Here is a 17,521-nt window from a genome sequence, read left to right on the forward strand (position 1 = left end):
CAGATGGCGATCTGGGCGCCTCCCGGCGCTCAGATACCCACAGACCGGCGACCCGGAGTCGATCAACTGGGCGGGCCGAAATGACGCGGGGACGGGCCGTCGCATACGGTGCCTGACGTGGACGGACGACGGAGCTTTCCGGAAGATCAGGAGTCGCGCTGGTACCCCGACGAGCGGGGGCGCGGGTACGGCGAGCCGGAGTGGCGCGGTACGGGTGAACCGCCATACCGCGACGGCGAGATCCCCGAGCAGCGCGGCGTCGAGGACGGCCGCTCCGTCGAGGACACCGGCGTCGGTCGACGCCGCGAGCCGGACCCGAGCGGCCGTACGGACGTGGACGGTTTCCGGCCGACCCGCTCTCGCCGGGCGGATCGGGATCCTTCGGAGATCTCCGGCGAGTTGCCCGGCCGCCGGGCCGCCCGCGAGCCACTGAGCACGACCGCCCCGGAGAGCGTGCCGGCACCCGCCAGGGTCACCGGGCCGGTGGCGGTCAGCAACGCCGGGCCGGCGACCATGGCGGGCGCCGCCTCGGCTGGCGCTCTGCTCACCGGGCAGACCAGACCCGCCGACCCGGGCCCGTCCGCCGTCTTCGCCGAGTCGGGTCAGCCCGCCTCGTTCGCCGAGCAGGGTCAGCCCGCCCCCTTCGCCGAGCAGGCGCGGCCGGCCCCGCTCGCCGGATACCCGATCATCGACTCGACCCGGGGCGGCAGCGGGGAGCAGCCGCACCCGCTGGAGATGCCGACCGGCCCGATGCCGGGGATCGGCCCCCGTTTCGACCTGACCGCGGGCGACGCGACGGCGTACCCCCCGGCGCCTGACGGTGTCTATCGGACCCGCCGCCCGGCGTTGGCGGCCCTCTTCGCCCTGCTGGCGTTGATCTTCGAGATCCCCGCGCTGCGGGTGTTGCTGGCAGGTGTGACCGGCGACCCGCTGGACGCTGGCAACGTCGTGGTGGGCATCAGCCTCGTCGCCGGGCTGCCGATCTTCGCAACCGGGCTGTACGGGCTCAGAACGGGCGGACTGGCGCTCTCCGACAGCGGCCGGGGTTGGCTGCGCCCTCCCACGGCGTACCTGACCGTCGGTCTCGTGCTCTTCGTCGCCGCAGCGCTCGCCGCCGGCTGATGCGCCGTCGGCCCGGCGCGGCCGATGATTCACGCAACAACCAGGAAATAGTGGCCTCCGGCGACGCGGAAGCCACTATTTCCCGGAACTAGCGCGATCCCCGGAGCACTCCGGCACCCCGCCACGGTGAAACGGGCGAGGGGCGTACACTGGCCAACTGGCGACCGCCTCGCGCGGTCGACCTCGCGCGCCCTCTTCACGAATCGTCGTGTAGCGACGGCCCCCCTGGTCCCGATCTTGATCGGGTCCACCATGGGCCGGCGATCAGGCGCCAGGACGCCCGGCCACCGGCCAGGCGTGACAACCAGGGATCTTGAGGAGTACCCACACCATGGCCGTCGTGACCATGCGCCAGCTGCTGGAGAGCGGTGTCCACTTCGGGCACCAGACCCGACGCTGGAACCCGAAGATGAAGCGCTTCATCATGACCGAGCGCAACGGCATCTACATCATCGACCTGCGCCAGACTCTCGACTACATCGAGAAGGCGTACGAGTTCGTGCGTGGGACCGTCGCGGAGGGTGGCAGCATCCTCTTCGTCGGCACCAAGAAGCAGGCTCAGGAGGCCATCGCCGAGCAGGCGACCCGGGTCGGTCAGCCGTACGTCAACCACCGCTGGCTCGGTGGCATGCTGACCAACTTCCAGACCGTGTACAAGCGGCTCCAGCGGATGAAGGAGCTGGAGGGCCTGGGTGACCTCAGCGGCACCGCCGCCGGTTACACCAAGAAGGAGACCCTGCAGCTCTCCCGCGAGAAGATCAAGCTGACCCGCACGCTGGGTGGTCTGCGGGACATGCAGAAGCTGCCGGCCGCGGTCTGGATCGTCGACACCAAGAAGGAGCACATCGCCGTCGACGAGGCCCGCAAGCTGGGCATCCCGGTGATCGCCGTCCTCGACACCAACTGCGACCCGGACGAGGTCGACTTCCCGATCCCGGGTAACGACGACGCCATCCGCTCGGCCGAGCTGCTGACCAAGGTCGTCGCCGCCGCCGTCGCGGACGGTCTGATCGCGCGTTCCGGCCGTCGCCGGGGCGGGGACGAGAAGCCCGAGGGTGTCGCGAGCGACGAGCCGCTGACCGAGTGGGAGCGCGAGCTGCTGGAGCCGAAGAAGGCCGACGAGTCGGCCGTCCCGGCCGAGCAGCCGGCCGCTGCCGCCGCCGAGCAGCCCGCCGCCACCGAGCAGCCGGCGCAGGCCGCCACCGAGCAGCCGGCGGCCGCTACCGCGGAGTGACCGCACCGTCGCCGCCCCGCCGTCCGTTTTCACGAACGGCGGGCGGCGACGGTACGACGGGCAGGTTTCGCCCGAATCCGGGTAACCGGCACCTCTGACCATCCACACGCCGACTCAACATCGAAGAGAGAGCCATGTCCCAAATCACCGCCGCGGACGTCAAGAAGCTCCGCGACCTCACCGGCGCCGGCATGATGGACAGCAAGAAGGCGCTGACCGAGGCCGAGGGCGACTTCGACAAGGCCGTCGAGATCCTGCGCGTCAAGGGCGCGAAGGACGTCGGCAAGCGGGCTGGCCGTACGGCCGCCAACGGTTTGGTCGCCCACTCCGGCAAGGCGCTGCTCGAGCTCAACTGCGAGACCGACTTCGTCGCCAAGACCGAGTCGTTCATCGCGCTGGCCCAGCAGTTGGTCGAGCACGGTGAGCGTTCCGGCGTGAACAACGCCGAGGAGCTGCTCGCCAGCGAGCTCGACGGCAAGGTCGTCGCGGACCTGATCCAGGAGCAGTCCGCCAAGATCGGCGAGAAGCTGGTCCTCAACCGGTTCGCCAAGGTCGAGGGCACCACCGCGGTCTACCTGCACCGCAAGGCGCAGGACCTCCCGCCGGCCGTCGGCGTGCTGGTGTCGTACACCGGCAAGTCCGACGAGGCGGGCGACGCCGACGCCCGCGGCGTCGCGATGCAGATCGCCGCGATGCGGCCGAAGTACCTCACCCGGGACGAGGTTCCGGCCGAGGTCGTCGAGTCCGAGCGGCGCATCGCCGAGCAGACCGCCCGCGAGGAGAACAAGCCCGAGGCGGCACTGCCGAAGATCGTCGACGGTCGGGTGAACGCCTTCTTCAAGGACTACGTCCTCGTCGAGCAGGCGTCGGTTGCCGACAACAAGAAGTCGGTGAAGCAGGTGCTGGCCGAGGCCGGCATCGAGGTCACCAACTTCGTGCGGTTCGAGGTCGGCCAGGCCTGAGCCGCCACCCGGGCGCCGCGCGCGCCCGTGGGCGCAAGACGTCGACGAGGAGGCCGCCGGTGTACGTGACAGGCACCGCGGCCTTCTCGTCACATAGGGTCGGCAGCGGCAGGTTCGCGGTAACGCGTCGCCCGGGGGCGTGCGCGTGGGGAAGGCGGGGCGGATGACGCAGGTTGTGAGTGACCGGACGCTGGCGATGGACGATCCGACGGCACCGCCGCCCGGGCGGGCCCGCCGGGTGGTGCTGAAGCTCTCGGGTGAGGTGTTCGGTGGCGGCGCGATCGGCGTCGACCCGGACGTCGTGCAGGCCATCGCCCGCCAGATCGCCACCGTGGTCCGCCGCGGCGTGCAGGTCTCGGTGGTGGTCGGCGGGGGCAACTTCTTCCGCGGCGCGGAGCTGCAGAAGCGTGGGATGGATCGTGCTCGCGCCGACTACATGGGCATGCTCGGCACCGTGATGAACTGCCTCGCGTTGCAGGACTTCCTGGAGAAGGAGGGCATCGAGACGCGGGTGCAGAGCGCCATCACGATGGCCCAGGTCGCCGAGCCGTACATTCCGCTGCGGGCGATCCGGCACCTGGAGAAGGGCCGCGTGGTCATCTTCGGCGCCGGCGCCGGCATGCCGTACTTCTCCACCGACACCGTGGCCGCCCAGCGGGCGCTGGAGATCCGCGCCGACGTGGTGCTCATGAGCAAGAACGGTGTGGACGGCGTCTACACCGCCGACCCGCGGATCGACCCCACCGCCAGCAAGCTCGACTCGATCACGTTCTCCGAGGTGCTGCGCCGCAACCTCCGGGTGGCCGACGCGGCCGCGTTCAGCCTCTGCATGGAGAACGGCCTGCCGATGCTGGTCTTCGGTGCGCAGGGTGACGACACCATCATCCGCGCGGTGGGTGGCGACAAGATCGGCACTCTGATCACTGCTTGAGCCTGACGACTTTCAGCAGAGCCCACGACGAGCACAGAAGGAGGCGAGGAGACCGGTGATCGACGACACCCTCCTCGAGGCCGAGGAGAAGATGGAGCGTGCGGTTGAGCACGCCAAGGAGGAGTTCGGCGCCATCCGCACCGGTCGCGCCAACGCCGCCATGTTCTCCAAGGTCATCATCGACTACTACGGCACGCCCACGCCGCTGACGCAGATGGCGTCCATCGCGGTTCCCGAGCCGCGGATGGCCATCATCAAGCCGTACGACAACTCGCAGATCAACGCGATGGAGAAGGCGATCCGCGACTCGGACCTCGGGGTGAACCCGAACAACGAGGGCAACCAGCTGCGCATCCTGCTTCCGCAGATGACCGAGGAGCGCCGCCGCGACATGATCAAGGTGGCCCGGCACAAGGGCGAGGAGGCCAAGGTGGCCATCCGCAACGTCCGCCGCCGCGGCAAGGAGGAGCTGGACCGGATCGTCAAGGACGGCGAGGCCGGCGAGGACGACGGCCGTCGCGCCGAGAAGGAACTCGACGACCTGACGCAGCGCTACGTCGCCAGCATCGACGACCTGGTCAAGCACAAGGAGACCGAGCTGCTGGAGGTGTGACCCCCACCTGCTCGCCACGACGAGGCCCGACCCGATCAGCGGGGCGGGCCTCGCCCCTTTCCAGATCGGTCCCGTCGGGCTGAACCAGCGTGCGGCAGGGGCATCCGACCTCGTCGTAGCGCTCTGCTCTGCTTCAACCGGGGCAACACCTCGCGTCCGGTAGCCGGGCGTCGACTGTCGCCTCCGGTGAAGCAGTGCAAAGGCCGCGCACGAGGGGTCGGCTCCCGGGCACGTCCGCCGAAGGGGCGGGCCATCGTCCGCTTCGCGCCGGCGGCGTGTGCAGTAGGCTCGGCAGGATTCCCGGTCACCGAGTGGTGAACGCCGGGGTCGAGCGACCGTCGCAGCGGTCGAGCCGGAGAAACGCAGTCGCGCTTGTAGGGGATGCTTGTGGTCTTGCGTCATGTGGTGGCACTCGCGCTCCAGCACGGTGCGTGATGTCCCACCCCGACCCCTACGGCGGCGAGCCGCGCGGCTGGGACCGGCCGGAACACCAGGTCGCCCTGCCCTGGCCCGAGCAGGAGCTGGAGGCCGGCCAGTGGAGCCGCCGTCCGGCCGCCGGGCCTGAGCTGTACGCCGAGCCGCGGGCCCGCGCGTACGCCGAGCCGCAGCCGGTGGACCCGTACGACGAGCGTGGCCGTGCCGTCCGCCCGGACGATCGGGACCGTTTCGACGATCGGGACCGTTTCGACGACCGGGACCGCTACGACGATCGGGACCGCTACGACGATCGAGGCCGCTACGGCGATCAGCCACCAGCCGGTGACGTTCCGCCGCGCTACGACGTCCGCGAGGCCGGACCGCGCTATGACGACCGCGACGCCGGACCCCGCTACAGCGACCGCGACGAGCCGCGCTACGACGACCGGGACACTGCGCCACGGTACGACGACCGCGACGGGCCGCGCTACGACGACGATGCCGGTTACCCGACCGCGCAGCTCGCGCCCATCGGTGCCGAGATCCTGCCGGACGACGACCCGGTGGTCGACCCGGAGCCGCCGACGGGTCGGCGGCCGAGGGGCCGCCGACGGGCCGGCATCGACCGACCGGCGACCCAGCAGGTGGGTACCGGCCGGGCCGGCCGCAACCTCCCGGCGGCGATCGGTGTGGGCCTCGCCCTCGGCGCGCTGATCGTGGTGCCGCTGGTCTTCTACCCGCCGGCATTCCTGCCGGTGATCGCCGCCGCCGTCGCCATCGGTATCTGGGAGATGGTCCGGGCGGTTCGGCGCAGCGGCGCTCACCCGCCGCTGGTGCCGCTGCTCGCCGGTGGTGTCCTGACGGTCGGTCTGGCCTGGTTCGCGGGCCCGGACGCGCTCAGCCTCGGGTTGTTGGTGACGGTGCTCGGCACGATGATCTGGCGGTTGGGTGACGGCCCGGCCGGCTTCCAGCGAGATCTCACCGCCGCCACCCTGATCGCCGTCTACGTGCCGTTCCTCGCCGGTTTCGCGGCGTTGCTGGCGGCGGCCCCCGACGACGGCCGGCTGCGCATCCTGGCCACGCTGATCGCGGTGGTCCTCTCCGACACCGGCGGGTACGCGGCCGGCGTCTCCTTCGGCCGGCACCCGATGGCACCGTCGATCAGCCCGAAGAAGTCCTGGGAGGGTTTCGCCGGCTCGGTCACCGCGGCGGCTCTGGGCAGTGCCCTGCTGCTGTGGTTGATGTTCGAGCTGGCCCCATGGTGGGGTGCCCTGTTCGGGGTGGCCGTCTCCTGCGCGGCGGTCCTCGGCGACCTCGCCGAGTCGATGATCAAGCGGGACCTCGGGATCAAGGACATGAGCAACCTGCTGCCCGGGCACGGTGGCCTGATGGACCGGCTGGACTCGATCCTGTTCGCCGTCCCCACCGCGTACCTGTTGCTGGTGATCTTCGTGCCGCTGGCGGGGTGAGGCATGCAACACCGCGGCCCGAGCAGTGCCGACCGACGGCGGGGGCCGGTTCGACACCTCCGGACAGGTGCCGACCACCGGAGGCGTGACACACTGGACCAGCCATGACGAGTCTGCCGCTGATCCCCGCCATCTCGGACGCCCCCGCCGCACGCCGGGCCTCCATGCCGCCGCAGCACCTGGCCGACCTGGACCTGGCCGGCCGCCAGGCGCTGGTCGCCGGGCTGGGTGAGCCCCAGTTCCGTGCCAAGCAGATCTCCAATCACTACTTCGGGCGGCTGGTACGCGACCCGCAGGCCATGACCGATCTGCCCGCAGCGACCCGTGAGCGGCTGGCCGATGAGTTGCTGCCCACGCTGCTCACCCCGGTACGCGAGCTGGCCTGCGACGACGGCGCGACCCGCAAGGCGCTCTGGAAGCTGCACGACGGCGCGTTGGTGGAGAGCGTGCTGATGGGCTACCCGGACCGGGTCACGGTCTGCATCTCCAGCCAGGCGGGCTGCGGCATGGCCTGCCCGTTCTGCGCCACCGGCCAAGCCGGGCTGACCCGTAACCTGTCCACCGCCGAGATCGTCGATCAGGCGGTCTACCTGGCCGGGGTGGCGGCCTCCGGCGCGGTCGCCGGTTCACCGCCGCGGCTGTCGCACGTCGTGTTCATGGGCATGGGCGAACCGCTGGCCAACTACAACCGGGTCATCGCGGCGATCCGTCGGCTGGTCAGCCCCGCTCCCGAGGGGCTGGGTCTCTCCCAGCGGCACATCACCGTTTCCACGGTCGGCCTGGTTCCGGCCATCCGCCGACTGGCCAGCGAAGACCTCTCTGTGACCCTTGCGTTGTCGTTGCACGCGCCCGATGATGATCTGCGCGACGAGCTCGTGCCGGTAAACCAGCGCTGGAAGGTAGCCGAGGTGCTGGACGCAGCGTGGGACTATGCCGCCCGGACGGGCCGTCGCGTGTCCATCGAGTACGCAATGATCAAAGACGTGAACGACCAGCCGTGGCGAGCTGACCTGCTCGGGCGGCTGTTGGCCGGCAAGTTGACGCATGTGAACCTCATCCCGCTCAATCCGACGCCGGGCAGCCGCTGGGACGCGAGCCCGAAGCCGGTCGAGCGGGAGTTCGTCCGGCGCTTGCGCGACGCGGGAGTCTCCACCACGGTACGGGACACCCGGGGTCGTGAGATCGACGGCGCGTGTGGCCAGCTCGCCGCTGCCGAGGACACCGACACCTTCACCGACCGCGCCGGAGAGGCACCGGCGTGACCGGGCGTGGCGAACGACACCAGGAGACATAGTGGCGAGTCAGGGTCAGCGTTTCCGGCGCAAGGCGGTTCGCCGGGGATACAAGGTCGATGAGGTGGATGCCTTCCTCGACCGGGTCGAGGCCACGCTCGACGGCCGCCAGGTCGGCGCGCCCGTGGCCTCCCAGGAGGTCCACGACGTCGTCTTCCGGGTGCGGTTCAACGGCTACGACGAGTGGCAGGTCGACCTGCACCTGGACCGGGTCGAGCGCCAGCTGGCCGAGTTGGAGGAGCGCAACAGCGCCGGCCGCGGCGGCGATCCTCGGATGGGTGACCGGATGGGCCCGCCGGACCGGATGGGCCCGCCGGACCGGATGGGCCCGCCGGACCGGATGGGCCCGCCGATGCGCGACGACCGTGGCGGCATGGTTCCGCAGCCGATGCCGCCCCGGCCGATGCCCGCCCAGGCCGGTCCGCCAGCCGACCGCTACGGCCGCTACGACGAGCCCACCGGTGCCTTCGCCGGCGGGTACGACGCCCCCCGAGGCGGCTACGACGCGCAGCGCGGTCCCGGCCCTGGTGGCCCCGGCCCTGGCCAGGGTGGTCCCGGCCCGATGGGGCCCGGCGGGCCGATGGGTGGAAACGGCCTTCCGCCGCGTGGCCTGCCGGCTGGCCCGGGTGGGTACGGTCCGCCGGACGATCAGCGCATGCCGGGTGGGTTCGGTCCGCCGGACGATCAGCGCATGCCGGGTGGGTACGGTCCGCCGGACGATCAGCGCATGCCGGGTGGGTACGGTCCGCCGGACGATCAGCGCATGCCGGGTGGGTACGGTCCGCCGGACGATCAGCGTATACCGGGTGGGTACGGCCGGCCCGACGATCAGCGCATGCCGGGTGGGTACGGTCCGCCGGACGATCAGCGCATGCCCGGCGGCTACGGTCCGCCCGACGGCCCACGAGCGCCCGGCGGCTACCCGCCTCCGGACGAGCCCCGCTTCGACGGCTTCGAGGCCGGCCGACGTGCTCGCGTCGACATGACCGCCGAGATCCGGATGCCCGAGCGTGACCTGCGGGACCTGCGTCGTGGCCCGGCCGGCCCGCCCCCGATGCTCCAGCAGGGCATCGGGGGCCCGCCGATGGCCGGCCCGCCCGCCGTGGCCGGTCCGCCGATGGGTGGCCCGCCGCTGGCCGGCCCGCCCGGCAGCGACCTGTACCGGGTCGACCAGATCCGTCGTAGGTTCCAGGTGCGTCGGTTCGGCAGTGGGTACGACCCGGACCAGGTGGACCAGTTCTTCGATTCCCTGCTCGGCGGCATGCAGCGGCGCAACCCGATGCCGGCCGACCCGAAGGACCTGGACACGCTCCGGTTCGGCCTGGTGCCCGGCGGCTACTTCGAGGCCGAGGTCGACGCCGCGCTCAAGGACGTGCAGGACATCCTGTTCGGGCGCTGAGCCCGACGCGTACACGAAACGAGGGCCCGTCCCCGGGTGGGGGCGGGCCCTCGGCGTGTCCTGGCCGGTCGCCCGGCGGCCGGTCGATTCAGGAGCGCAGGCCGTTGCGCCGCAGTACGGCATCGCCGATCACGATGACCAGCAGCAGCGCGGCGAGGCCGATCAGCCAAATGTCCTCGACCCTGCCCTCGTGGTTGCCGCAGAACGCCATGACGACCAGCGCCAGCGCGGACAGCACGGCGCCGATGCGCCCCGACTTGCGGTGCCCGGGCTTGTGCTGGTCCGGCGACGTTACCGGCTCGCTTCCTGCCACTGTCGGTCCTTCCCTCGCGATCGGATCTTTGGTTAGTCTGGCACGCCTCCCGCGCGGGGCGGCGCGGTGGGGGTTTACCGGCCCTTCGGCCCTGCCCGCCCAGGCCGGACGGCACTACGGGCGTCGCGGGGTGGCGGTCAGACTCCCTCCGGTAGCGTTTGGCGTACACCTGATTGTCTGTTTGAGGGGGACTGTGCGGTGCGAGTGACCGGAACCGGGCACGCCAGCATGCGGATCGACACGGCCGCGGGCAGCATTCTGTGCGACCCGTGGGTCAACCCGGCCTACTTCGCCTCGTGGTTCCCCTTCCCGGACAATTCCCTGCTCGATTGGGAGACCCTGGGCCAGGTCGACTACCTGTACGTCTCCCACCTGCACCGGGACCACTTCGACGCGAAGCACCTGCGGGACCACATTTCCAAGGACGCCACCGTCCTGCTCCCCGAGTTCCCCACCTCGGAGATAGAGGACGAGTTCCGGGCGCTGGGCTTCACGAAGTTCCTCAAGGCGCCGAACGAGCAGGTCGTGGAGCTGGACGGCGGCCTGAAGATCATGATCCAGGCGCTGACCAGCCCCACCGACGGCCCGATCGGCGACTCTTCGCTCTGGGTCGAGTACGACGGTGTGCGGCTGCTCAACCAGAACGACGCCCGCCCCACCGACCTGAGCGTGTTTGCCGAGCTGGGGCACGTGCACGCGCACCTGCTCCAGTTCTCCGGCGCCATCTGGTACCCGATGGTCTACGAGCTGCCGCAGGCGGCGAAGACCGCGTTCGGCAAGCAGAAGCGTGACCGGCAGTTCGACCGGACGTGGCGCTACATCGACGACCTGAAGGCCGATCACGTCTTCCCGATCGCCGGCCCGCCGTGCTTCCTCGACGACGCGCTGTGGCAGTTCAACGACATCCACGGCGACGAGGGCAACATCTTTCCCGACCAGTCCGTCTTCCTGTCGGAGTACGCGAAGGTCGGCGGCACCAACGGGATCGTGCTGCTGCCGGGCAGCGTCGCCGAGGTCACCACCGAGGGCGCGAGCACCACCCACCCGGTGCCGGTCCAGGAGTTCTTCGCGAACAAGGTCGCCCACCTGGAGGAGATGCGGGAGCGCAAGCGCCCGATCATCGAGGCGGAGAAGGCGTCCTGGCGGCACCCCGAGGTGGACGTCCTCGGCGAGATGAAGCGCCGCATCGAGCCGCTGCTCGACGAGTCGATCTACCTGGCCAAGGGGGTCGGCGGCCCGGTCCGCTTCGACCTGGTGGGCTACGACGGGGAGAGCGTCGAGTCGATCGTGGTGGACTTCCCCGGCAAGGAGGTCCGGCCGTACGCGGACGAGAAGGTCCGCTACCGCTTCCGGACCGAGCGGTCGCTGATCGAGCACCTGCTCTTCATCGACGAGGTGGACTGGGTCAACTCGCTCTTCCTGTCCTGCCGGTTCTCGGCGGCCCGGATCGGCCAGTACAACGAGTTCGTCTACGCGTTCTTCAAGTGCCTCTCGGAGGAGCGGCTCCAGTACGCCGAGGGTTGGTACGACGAGCACGAGCGCACCACCGACGCCGAGGACATCACGCTGGGCGACTGGGTGGTGCAGCGGCGCTGCCCGCACCTGAAGGCGGACCTGACCCGGTTCGGCATCGTCGAGGGTGACCAGCTCACCTGCCAGCTGCACGGCTGGCGCTTCGACCTGCCCAGTGGCCGCTGCCTGACGAGCGTCGGCCACAAGGTCCGCGCCCACCGTGTCGATGCGGAGACCCCCGCTCCGGCGGGCGAAGCCCTGAGCTGACCTCCCTTCGGCCGGGAGGGGTGCGTGACGAGAGCGGGGTGGGCGTGGCGGCGGCGGACGCGCGGGAGAACGAGTACCGGTTCGCACGCGGTCGGGAGATGGCCCGGGACGCCGCCCGGGTGGAGACGTTCAGCGACGGCGTCTTCGCGGTCGTGCTGACGGTGATGGCCGTCGAGCTGCTCCAGACCGGCCCCGCCAGGGAGAGCGGACGAGCGCTTCCGGACGCCCTGGCCCACGCCTGGCCGTCCTACCTGGCGTACGTGATCACCTTCGCGCTCGCAGGGCAGGTGTGGCTCGCCCACCACAACCTGTGGCGGTACATCGTCCGGGTCGATCAGATGCTGCTGGTCTTCAACCTCGGTGTCCTGCTCTTCATCGCGACCATCCCGTTCACCGCCGACCTGCTGTCGGACAACCTGCGTGGCAGCGCGGCCGAGCAGCGACTGACCGCCGCCCTGTACCTCGGCACCGTGCTCGGTGAGGCGGTCTTCGTCAACCTGAGCTGGTGGTGGGCGCGCCGGCGTGGGCTGCTGCACCCTGACCTGGATCCCCGGCTGGCCCAGGCGGTCGCACGGCGGGTACTGCTCAAGCCCGTGCTCTACCTGGTGGCCTTCGCCGTCGTCTTCATCGACCCCATCCTGAGCCTCTGCGCGTACCTCCTGCTGGTCGGCTACTACCTGATCGGTGGCCCGGGCGATCTGCGGCCGTCCGTCGGCCCGAGCGGAGGCCGGTCAGCGGCCTAGATCGGCGAGGACGCGTCGGGCGGCGTTGTGGCCGGCGGCGCCGATGACGCTGCCGGCCGGGTGGCAGCCGGCGCTGCCCGCGTACACGCCGTCGATGCCGGTGGCGTACGGCATGCGGTCGGTGAACGAGACGGTGTTGTCCACGTGGTGGATGTGTCCGCCGCTGATACCGAAGTGCGCCTCGATGCCCGGCGGGGGCAGCGGCACCGCGTCGGCGATCAGGTCGGCGGTGCCGGGGGCGTACCGCTCGACGATCTCGACGAGCCGGTCGTCGTAGCCGGGCAGCTCCGCGTCCCAGGTGGTGCCGGCCAGCTCGTAGGGGACCGACTGGACGAACAGCGCCGACGAGTGGTGCCCGGCGGCGTCGGAGAGCGACGGGTCGACTGTGGTGTGCAGGTACCACTCGATGGTCGGCTCCGCGGGCAGCCGTCCGGCCTGCACGTCCGCCCACATCGCGCGCAGCGCGGTCATCGGCGAGGTGGCGTCGCCGCCGATCAGCGACGCGGAGCCGGGCAGCAGGTGGATGGTCGACCCGAACGGGCTCGGCGCGTCGGGCGGCAGGCAGGAGAAGCGCGGCAGGCCGCTGAGCGCCAGGTTGAGCTTGAGGGTGGTGCCGGGCCGGCGGACCGCCGCCATCCGTGCGCCGAGTCGCGCCGGGAGCGCGCCGTCGGGCAGCAGCTCCATCAGGGTGTACGGGTCACACGCGCCGAGCACCACCCGGGCGGCGACCTGTCGACCGTCGGCCAGCACGATGCCGGTGGCCGCGCCGCCGTCGAGGGTCACCGCGCTCACCGGCGTACCCGTCGCGATGGTGGCACCGGCGGCGCGTGCGGCGTCGGCGAACGTGCGGGAGACCGTTCCCATCCCGCCTTCGGCGATCATCCAGGTGCCGCCCGAGCCGGGCAGCCGGCACATGTTGTGCACGAGGAAGTTGTGGCCTGTCCCGGGGTCGTCCGGGCCGGCGTTGAGGCCGGAGAGGCCGTCGGTGACCGCGTACATGCTGACCAGCAGTTCGGAGCGGAACTCGAAGCGGGCCAGGTAGTCGGCGACGGACCCCCGGACGAGGTCGACGAAGACCTGCCGCAGCGCCGGGCGGACGTGCCGCTCGGCGGTCTCCTCGACGCTCAGCGGCTCGGCCAGCCAGGCCGGGGCGAGGTCCTCGCGCAGCGCGGCCAGCTCGGCCTGCATGGCGTCGTCGGCGGCCACGTCGGCGGGGGAGAAGAACTCGGTGAGCTGCGCCCGGGTGGCGGCGGTGTCACTGCCGAAGAGCAGGTACGGCGAGCCGAGGCCACCCGGTGTGGGCAGGAAGTAGTGCGGGTCGCGGCGCAGCACCGGGATGCGTACGTCGAGCGTGGCGAGCAGCTCGGGTGGCATGAGCCCGAGCAGGTACGACCCCGTGGAGTGGCGCAGTCCGGGCACCTTCGGAAACGGGTTCTCGGTGCGGGTCGCGCCACCGATCACGTCGGCGGCCTCCAGCACGAGGACGTCCAGGCCGGCGCGGGCCAGCAGGATCGCGGAGACCAGGCCGTTGTGCCCGGCGCCGACGATCACGACGTCCGCCTGGGTCGGAATCTCACCACTCATGCCGCCGGAGCCTAGTCCTACCACCGGCCGCTGTGACCCGGTGATCAAGAGGTTCGCGTCAGGAAACGCCGTCCGGATGACGCGAACCTCTTGATCATCGGGGGTGGGTGGGGAGGTGGACGGTGAACGTCGAGCCTTTTGTCGGTTGGCTTTCGACCTTGACCGTGCCCTGGTGGGCCTTTACCAACTTGCGGACTATGGCCAGGCCCAGGCCGCTGCCTCCGGTCTGCCGGCTGCGGGACCTCTCCGCCCGCCAGAAGCGGTCGAACACCCGGGGCAGATGCTCGGCGCTGATGCCGCTGCCCGTGTCGGCGACGGCGATGGTCACCTGCCCGTCGGCCGTCCCGGCGCTGATCGTGACGCTGCCGCCGGCCGGAGTGTGGCGTACCGCGTTGCCGACCAGGTTGCCGACGGCCTGACGCAGCCGCACCGGGTCCGCGTACACCTGCGGATCGGTGTCGACCCGCAGCGAGAGCGCCACGCCGGCGCGGTCGGCCTGGACGCGGTACGCCTCCGCCACCTGGCCCAGCAGGTCGGCGAGGTAGACCGTCTCGGGGTGCAGTCGCAGCGCGCCCGCGTCCGCCTCGGCGAGGTCCTGAAGGTCGGCGATCACGTGTTGCAGCAGTGTCGCCTCCTCCAGCAGCGAGGACACCAACCTCCGGTCCATCGGTGCGACGCCGTCCTCGGCGGCCTCCAGCCAGCCTCGGATGGTGGTGACCGGTGTGCGTAGCTCGTGGGCGATGTCGCTGACCATGGCGCGACGGAGCTGTTCGAGGCGTTCGCGCCGCTCGGACATGTCGTTGAACGCCTCGGCCAGCCGGGCGATCTCGTCCCGGCCGGTGACGCGGACGCGGGCGGCGCCGTCACCGTCGCGCATCCGCTGGGCGGCGCCGGTCAGCGCGTGCAGCGGTCGGGTCAGCCGGACACCGGCCAGCACGGTGACGCCGACGGTCACCAGCAGCACGAGACCGGCGACCGCCACGATCCGGGCCTGGTTGGCCCGGGACAGGTCGAAGGTCGTGGTGGGGCGACCGCCCGGATCGCTGACGAACAGGGTCGCCGCCGGGGCGACGTACGGGAGGAGTTGCTCCTTCCGGCTGGTGCCCATGCAGGCGTTGACCGCCCGGCTCTGGTCCTGGTCGACCTCGGTGACGTCCCGACGGGTGTTCGGCGCGGGGGCGGACCGCGTCGTCCAGGTCCAGTCCAGGTCGACGTTCACGGGCGCGATTTTGCGCCGGGCCAGGCAGGTGTTCACCAGCGCGTTGAGCTGTGCCAGCGCCTTGCGTTCGGTGGCCGTCTGGGCCGCCAGTTCCTCGCGTAACGGGCCGCAGGTGGCGCTGTCGCTGAGGTCGGTGCCGGGGGTGGCGATCCGTGGTCGGCCGGTAGCCCCCTCCTCGGCGACGGCCGCGATCCTCGCCCGCACCCGCAGGCACAGGACGGCCTGGTCCGCCCGGTCGCGCAGCGTCCGGCGCTCGTTGGCCGGGAGCAGGTACGGGCCGGCGGCGCGAGGGTCGATCCGCGCGGCGTCGACGGCCGCGGGGGAGCCCGGGGCCAGGGTGGTGTCGACGGCGAGCGCGTCGATGGTCGCGGAGGGCTTCGTGGGCAGCGGGCCGGCCTGCGGTGCCGAGTCGGCGACGGGCGTACCCGCCTCGGTGGTCAGGGTGATGCGCCGGCCGACCTGCTCGGCGAGTGGTCGCAGGGTGGCGTCGACGCCGTCCCAGCTCGGGTGGGCCGCCGCGTAGCCGATCAGCGTGTCGTAGATGCGGGCGTCGTCGGCGAGCGCCTGTCCCTGTTCCTGCCGGATCGCCCCGGTCGTGGTGCGGACGGCCAGCCAGGCGGTGGCCGCGATCGAGCCCACGGCGATGAGGACGGCCAGCGTGAGCAGCCGGAGCAGCAGGCTGCGGTGCAGCGGCACCTCACGCCGCATGGTGGCTCGCCTCCACGAGCTTGTAGCCGACGCCGTACACGGTCAGCAGCCGGGTTGGTTTGCGCGGGTTCGCCTCGATCTTCCGGCGCAGGTTCATGACGTGGACGTCGACGGTCCGGCCGGTGATGTACCTGTCGAAGCCGTGCAGGTGGCCGAGGAGCTGGTCGCGGGTGAAGACCCGCCCGGGCTGGGCGGCCATCGCCTGGAGCAGTTGGAACTCGCCCGGCGTGCAGTCGACCCGTCGTCCGTCGGCGCGTACCTCGTGGCGGACCGGGTCGACGTGCAGCGCGCCGACCCGCAGCACCGGGTCGGCCACGCGTGCCGCCCGTTGGCCCCGGCGCAGCAGGGTCCGCACCCGGGCCACCAACTCGCGGGGGCTGTACGGCTTCGTCATGTAGTCGTCGGCGCCCAGGTCGAGGCCGAGCAACAGGTCTTCCTCGGTCGTGCGGGCGGTCAGCATGAGCACGGGCAGGTCGGATTCGCGCCGCAGGATGCGGCAGACGTCCAGGCCGTCGACCTTCGGCATCATCACGTCGAGGATCAGCAGCTCCGGCGGGTGCTGGCGGACCTGCTCCAGGGCGGCCCGCCCGTCGCCGACGACGACGACCGTGTGCCCCTCGCGTTCCAGGTAGCGGCGGACCAACTCGGCCTGCTTCTCGTCGTCCTCGGCTATCAGCACCCGCGCGTTCACGGCAGCGACTGTACGTGCCCCGAGCGGCCGGGGGTCGCCGCAGACCGTGCCCGTGAGCTGAGAGGGCGTTTGATGAGCATTCACATTTCCGTCTTAGTAGCTTTCATCGGCTTTGACTAATTTTGAGAGAGTGGCTCTGCACTGATTCTGATGGAGGAATGCCGCGGTTGTCCTCATGCTTGCGCTCGGCTACGCGCGGGCCGCAGCCCTTTGGTCATATTCCTAAACCAACGGAATCAAGCACCCCTGCACCGCCTAAACGGGCGCTCGATGGACGCGAGCCCACGGTGCAAACCATTCCTATTGCCTCGAACCACTACACAAGCCGCTTAGAACAAAAGCTACTTATCGGTGCGATGGATATTCAAATGCCCGCTGAGCTTGTTGTTTAAGTGCGCCACGAGCGCGGAGAGTGAGGTTGATGTAGGGGATCTCATTTGATGCGGTGCTGTGCAGAAGATGAAGGTTTTGTGGCCCTTCGACATCGCCCTGTGAAGGGAGATGTCAAACCGCCTCAAGCTGCGTTGGCTGAAGACCGTCGTGGTGAGCGTTGAGGAAAAGGCACGCTTGAGGAATATGACCAAAGGGCTGCGGCCCGCGCGTAGCCGAGCGCAAGCGTGAGGACAACCGGGGCATTCCTCCATCAGAATCAGTGCAGAGCCACTCCCTCAAAATTGGTCAAAGCCGACGAAAGCTACTAAGACGGAAAACATGAATGCCTATCGAATGCCCTTTCAGATGCAGACCTGAGGGTGAGCTGTCGCCGAGTTCAGGGTGACCGAACTCGGCGACTGCTTTCCGCTCGGCTGGGCTCGGTCCTCGTCGTCCGAACCGGTCCGAGGCATCGGCACCTCGATCAGGTACCGCAGCGCGCTGTTGATGTCTGTGTCTCGGCTGGCGGCGGTGCGCTCCAACACGTCGTACACGGCGTCATCAACCTCCACCGTGCGGGACCCGGGACTTTGGTCGTACGTATTCAGCTTGAGGTAGCCGTTTGAGGCAACCACGGCCCGGTGGTGAACAGCTGTTTGAGGACGTCGAGGGC

Annotated in this window: 15 protein-coding genes; 10 read left to right on the forward strand and 5 right to left on the reverse strand. The window is 70.5% G+C overall.

Annotation, left to right across the window (positions count from 1 at the left end):
- Positions 1-108 precede the first annotated feature (108 nt).
- The 8 genes from ACLQ24_RS07930 to ACLQ24_RS07965 all read left to right on the forward strand — a co-directional run bounded on the left by ACLQ24_RS07930 (position 109) and on the right by ACLQ24_RS07965 (position 9,439).
- Complete coding sequence (locus ACLQ24_RS07930; protein WP_425890028.1) at positions 109-1,122, forward strand: hypothetical protein; 1,014 nt, start codon at positions 109-111, stop codon at positions 1,120-1,122.
- A 331-nt stretch (positions 1,123-1,453) separates the two neighbouring features.
- Complete coding sequence (rpsB, locus tag ACLQ24_RS07935) at positions 1,454-2,356, forward strand: 30S ribosomal protein S2 (RefSeq protein WP_425890029.1); 903 nt, start codon at positions 1,454-1,456, stop codon at positions 2,354-2,356.
- 134 nt (positions 2,357-2,490) lie between these two features.
- Positions 2,491-3,318 carry a translation elongation factor Ts gene (tsf, locus tag ACLQ24_RS07940; RefSeq protein WP_425890031.1) on the forward strand — a complete coding sequence of 276 codons (828 nt, stop codon included), beginning with the start codon at positions 2,491-2,493 and terminating at the stop codon, positions 3,316-3,318.
- Between the two features lie 163 nt (positions 3,319-3,481).
- Positions 3,482-4,249 carry a UMP kinase gene (gene pyrH, locus ACLQ24_RS07945; RefSeq protein ID WP_110562390.1) on the forward strand — a complete coding sequence of 256 codons (768 nt, stop codon included), beginning with the start codon at positions 3,482-3,484 and terminating at the stop codon, positions 4,247-4,249.
- A gap of 55 nt (positions 4,250-4,304) precedes the next feature.
- Positions 4,305-4,862 (forward strand): ribosome recycling factor, encoded by a 558-nt coding sequence (gene frr, locus ACLQ24_RS07950; protein WP_088946658.1) that lies wholly within the window; start codon positions 4,305-4,307, stop codon positions 4,860-4,862.
- 434 nt (positions 4,863-5,296) lie between these two features.
- Complete coding sequence (locus ACLQ24_RS07955) at positions 5,297-6,748, forward strand: phosphatidate cytidylyltransferase (protein ID WP_425890032.1); 1,452 nt, start codon at positions 5,297-5,299, stop codon at positions 6,746-6,748.
- A 104-nt stretch (positions 6,749-6,852) separates the two neighbouring features.
- Entirely contained in the window at positions 6,853-8,010 is a 1,158-nt protein-coding gene (gene rlmN, locus ACLQ24_RS07960; protein WP_425890033.1) for a 23S rRNA (adenine(2503)-C(2))-methyltransferase RlmN, read from the forward strand.
- A 31-nt stretch (positions 8,011-8,041) separates the two neighbouring features.
- Positions 8,042-9,439, forward strand: a complete 1,398-nt coding sequence (locus tag ACLQ24_RS07965) for a DivIVA domain-containing protein (protein WP_425890035.1) — start codon at positions 8,042-8,044, stop codon at positions 9,437-9,439.
- A gap of 88 nt (positions 9,440-9,527) precedes the next feature.
- Here ACLQ24_RS07965 and ACLQ24_RS07970 read toward each other — a convergent pair whose 3' ends face one another.
- On the reverse strand, positions 9,528-9,752 hold the full coding sequence (locus tag ACLQ24_RS07970) for a DUF2631 domain-containing protein (protein WP_234584241.1): 225 nt from the start codon (positions 9,750-9,752) through the stop codon (positions 9,528-9,530).
- Between the two features lie 198 nt (positions 9,753-9,950).
- Here ACLQ24_RS07970 and ACLQ24_RS07975 point away from each other — a divergent pair, with 198 nt between their 5' ends.
- On the forward strand, positions 9,951-11,531 hold the full coding sequence (locus ACLQ24_RS07975; protein ID WP_425890037.1) for a Rieske 2Fe-2S domain-containing protein: 1,581 nt from the start codon (positions 9,951-9,953) through the stop codon (positions 11,529-11,531).
- A gap of 98 nt (positions 11,532-11,629) precedes the next feature.
- A complete protein-coding gene (locus ACLQ24_RS07980; RefSeq protein WP_425890047.1) occupies positions 11,630-12,274 on the forward strand; it encodes a TMEM175 family protein in 645 nt (214 codons plus the stop codon).
- Here ACLQ24_RS07980 and ACLQ24_RS07985 read toward each other — a convergent pair.
- The 4 genes from ACLQ24_RS07985 to ACLQ24_RS08000 form a co-directional block, all read right to left on the reverse strand.
- Positions 12,263-13,858: a phytoene desaturase family protein gene (locus ACLQ24_RS07985; protein ID WP_425890038.1), complete on the reverse strand. Its 1,596-nt coding sequence runs from the start codon at positions 13,856-13,858 to the stop codon at positions 12,263-12,265. The genes ACLQ24_RS07980 and ACLQ24_RS07985 overlap by 12 nt on opposite strands.
- Before the next feature lie 94 nt (positions 13,859-13,952).
- Complete coding sequence (locus ACLQ24_RS07990) at positions 13,953-15,785, reverse strand: HAMP domain-containing sensor histidine kinase (RefSeq protein WP_425890040.1); 1,833 nt, start codon at positions 15,783-15,785, stop codon at positions 13,953-13,955.
- On the reverse strand, positions 15,775-16,476 hold the full coding sequence (locus ACLQ24_RS07995; protein WP_425890041.1) for a response regulator transcription factor: 702 nt from the start codon (positions 16,474-16,476) through the stop codon (positions 15,775-15,777). The genes ACLQ24_RS07990 and ACLQ24_RS07995 overlap by 11 nt, the downstream gene beginning before the upstream one ends.
- A gap of 734 nt (positions 16,477-17,210) precedes the next feature.
- A partial coding sequence (locus ACLQ24_RS08000) for a hypothetical protein (RefSeq protein WP_425890042.1) occupies positions 17,211-17,521 on the reverse strand: 311 nt, incomplete at its 5' end.

The sequence above is a fragment of the Micromonospora sp. DT4 genome (genome assembly GCF_049841675.1).
Lineage (GTDB): Bacteria > Actinomycetota > Actinomycetes > Mycobacteriales > Micromonosporaceae > Micromonospora.

Bases quoted from the DNA above. Each gene is read 5' to 3' on its own strand.
- rpsB (WP_425890029.1), top strand. From the start codon at position 1,454: ATGGCCGTCGTGACCATGCGCCAGCTGCTGGAGAGCGGTGTCCACTTC.
- tsf (WP_425890031.1), top strand. From the start codon at position 2,491: ATGTCCCAAATCACCGCCGCGGACGTCAAGAAGCTCCGCGACCTCACC.
- pyrH (WP_110562390.1), top strand. From the start codon at position 3,482: ATGACGCAGGTTGTGAGTGACCGGACGCTGGCGATGGACGATCCGACG.
- ACLQ24_RS07955 (WP_425890032.1), top strand. From the start codon at position 5,297: ATGTCCCACCCCGACCCCTACGGCGGCGAGCCGCGCGGCTGGGACCGG.
- rlmN (WP_425890033.1), top strand. From the start codon at position 6,853: ATGACGAGTCTGCCGCTGATCCCCGCCATCTCGGACGCCCCCGCCGCA.
- ACLQ24_RS07980 (WP_425890047.1), top strand. From the start codon at position 11,630: ATGGCCCGGGACGCCGCCCGGGTGGAGACGTTCAGCGACGGCGTCTTC.
- ACLQ24_RS07985 (WP_425890038.1), bottom strand. From the start codon at position 13,858: ATGAGTGGTGAGATTCCGACCCAGGCGGACGTCGTGATCGTCGGCGCC.
- ACLQ24_RS07990 (WP_425890040.1), bottom strand. From the start codon at position 15,785: ATGCGGCGTGAGGTGCCGCTGCACCGCAGCCTGCTGCTCCGGCTGCTC.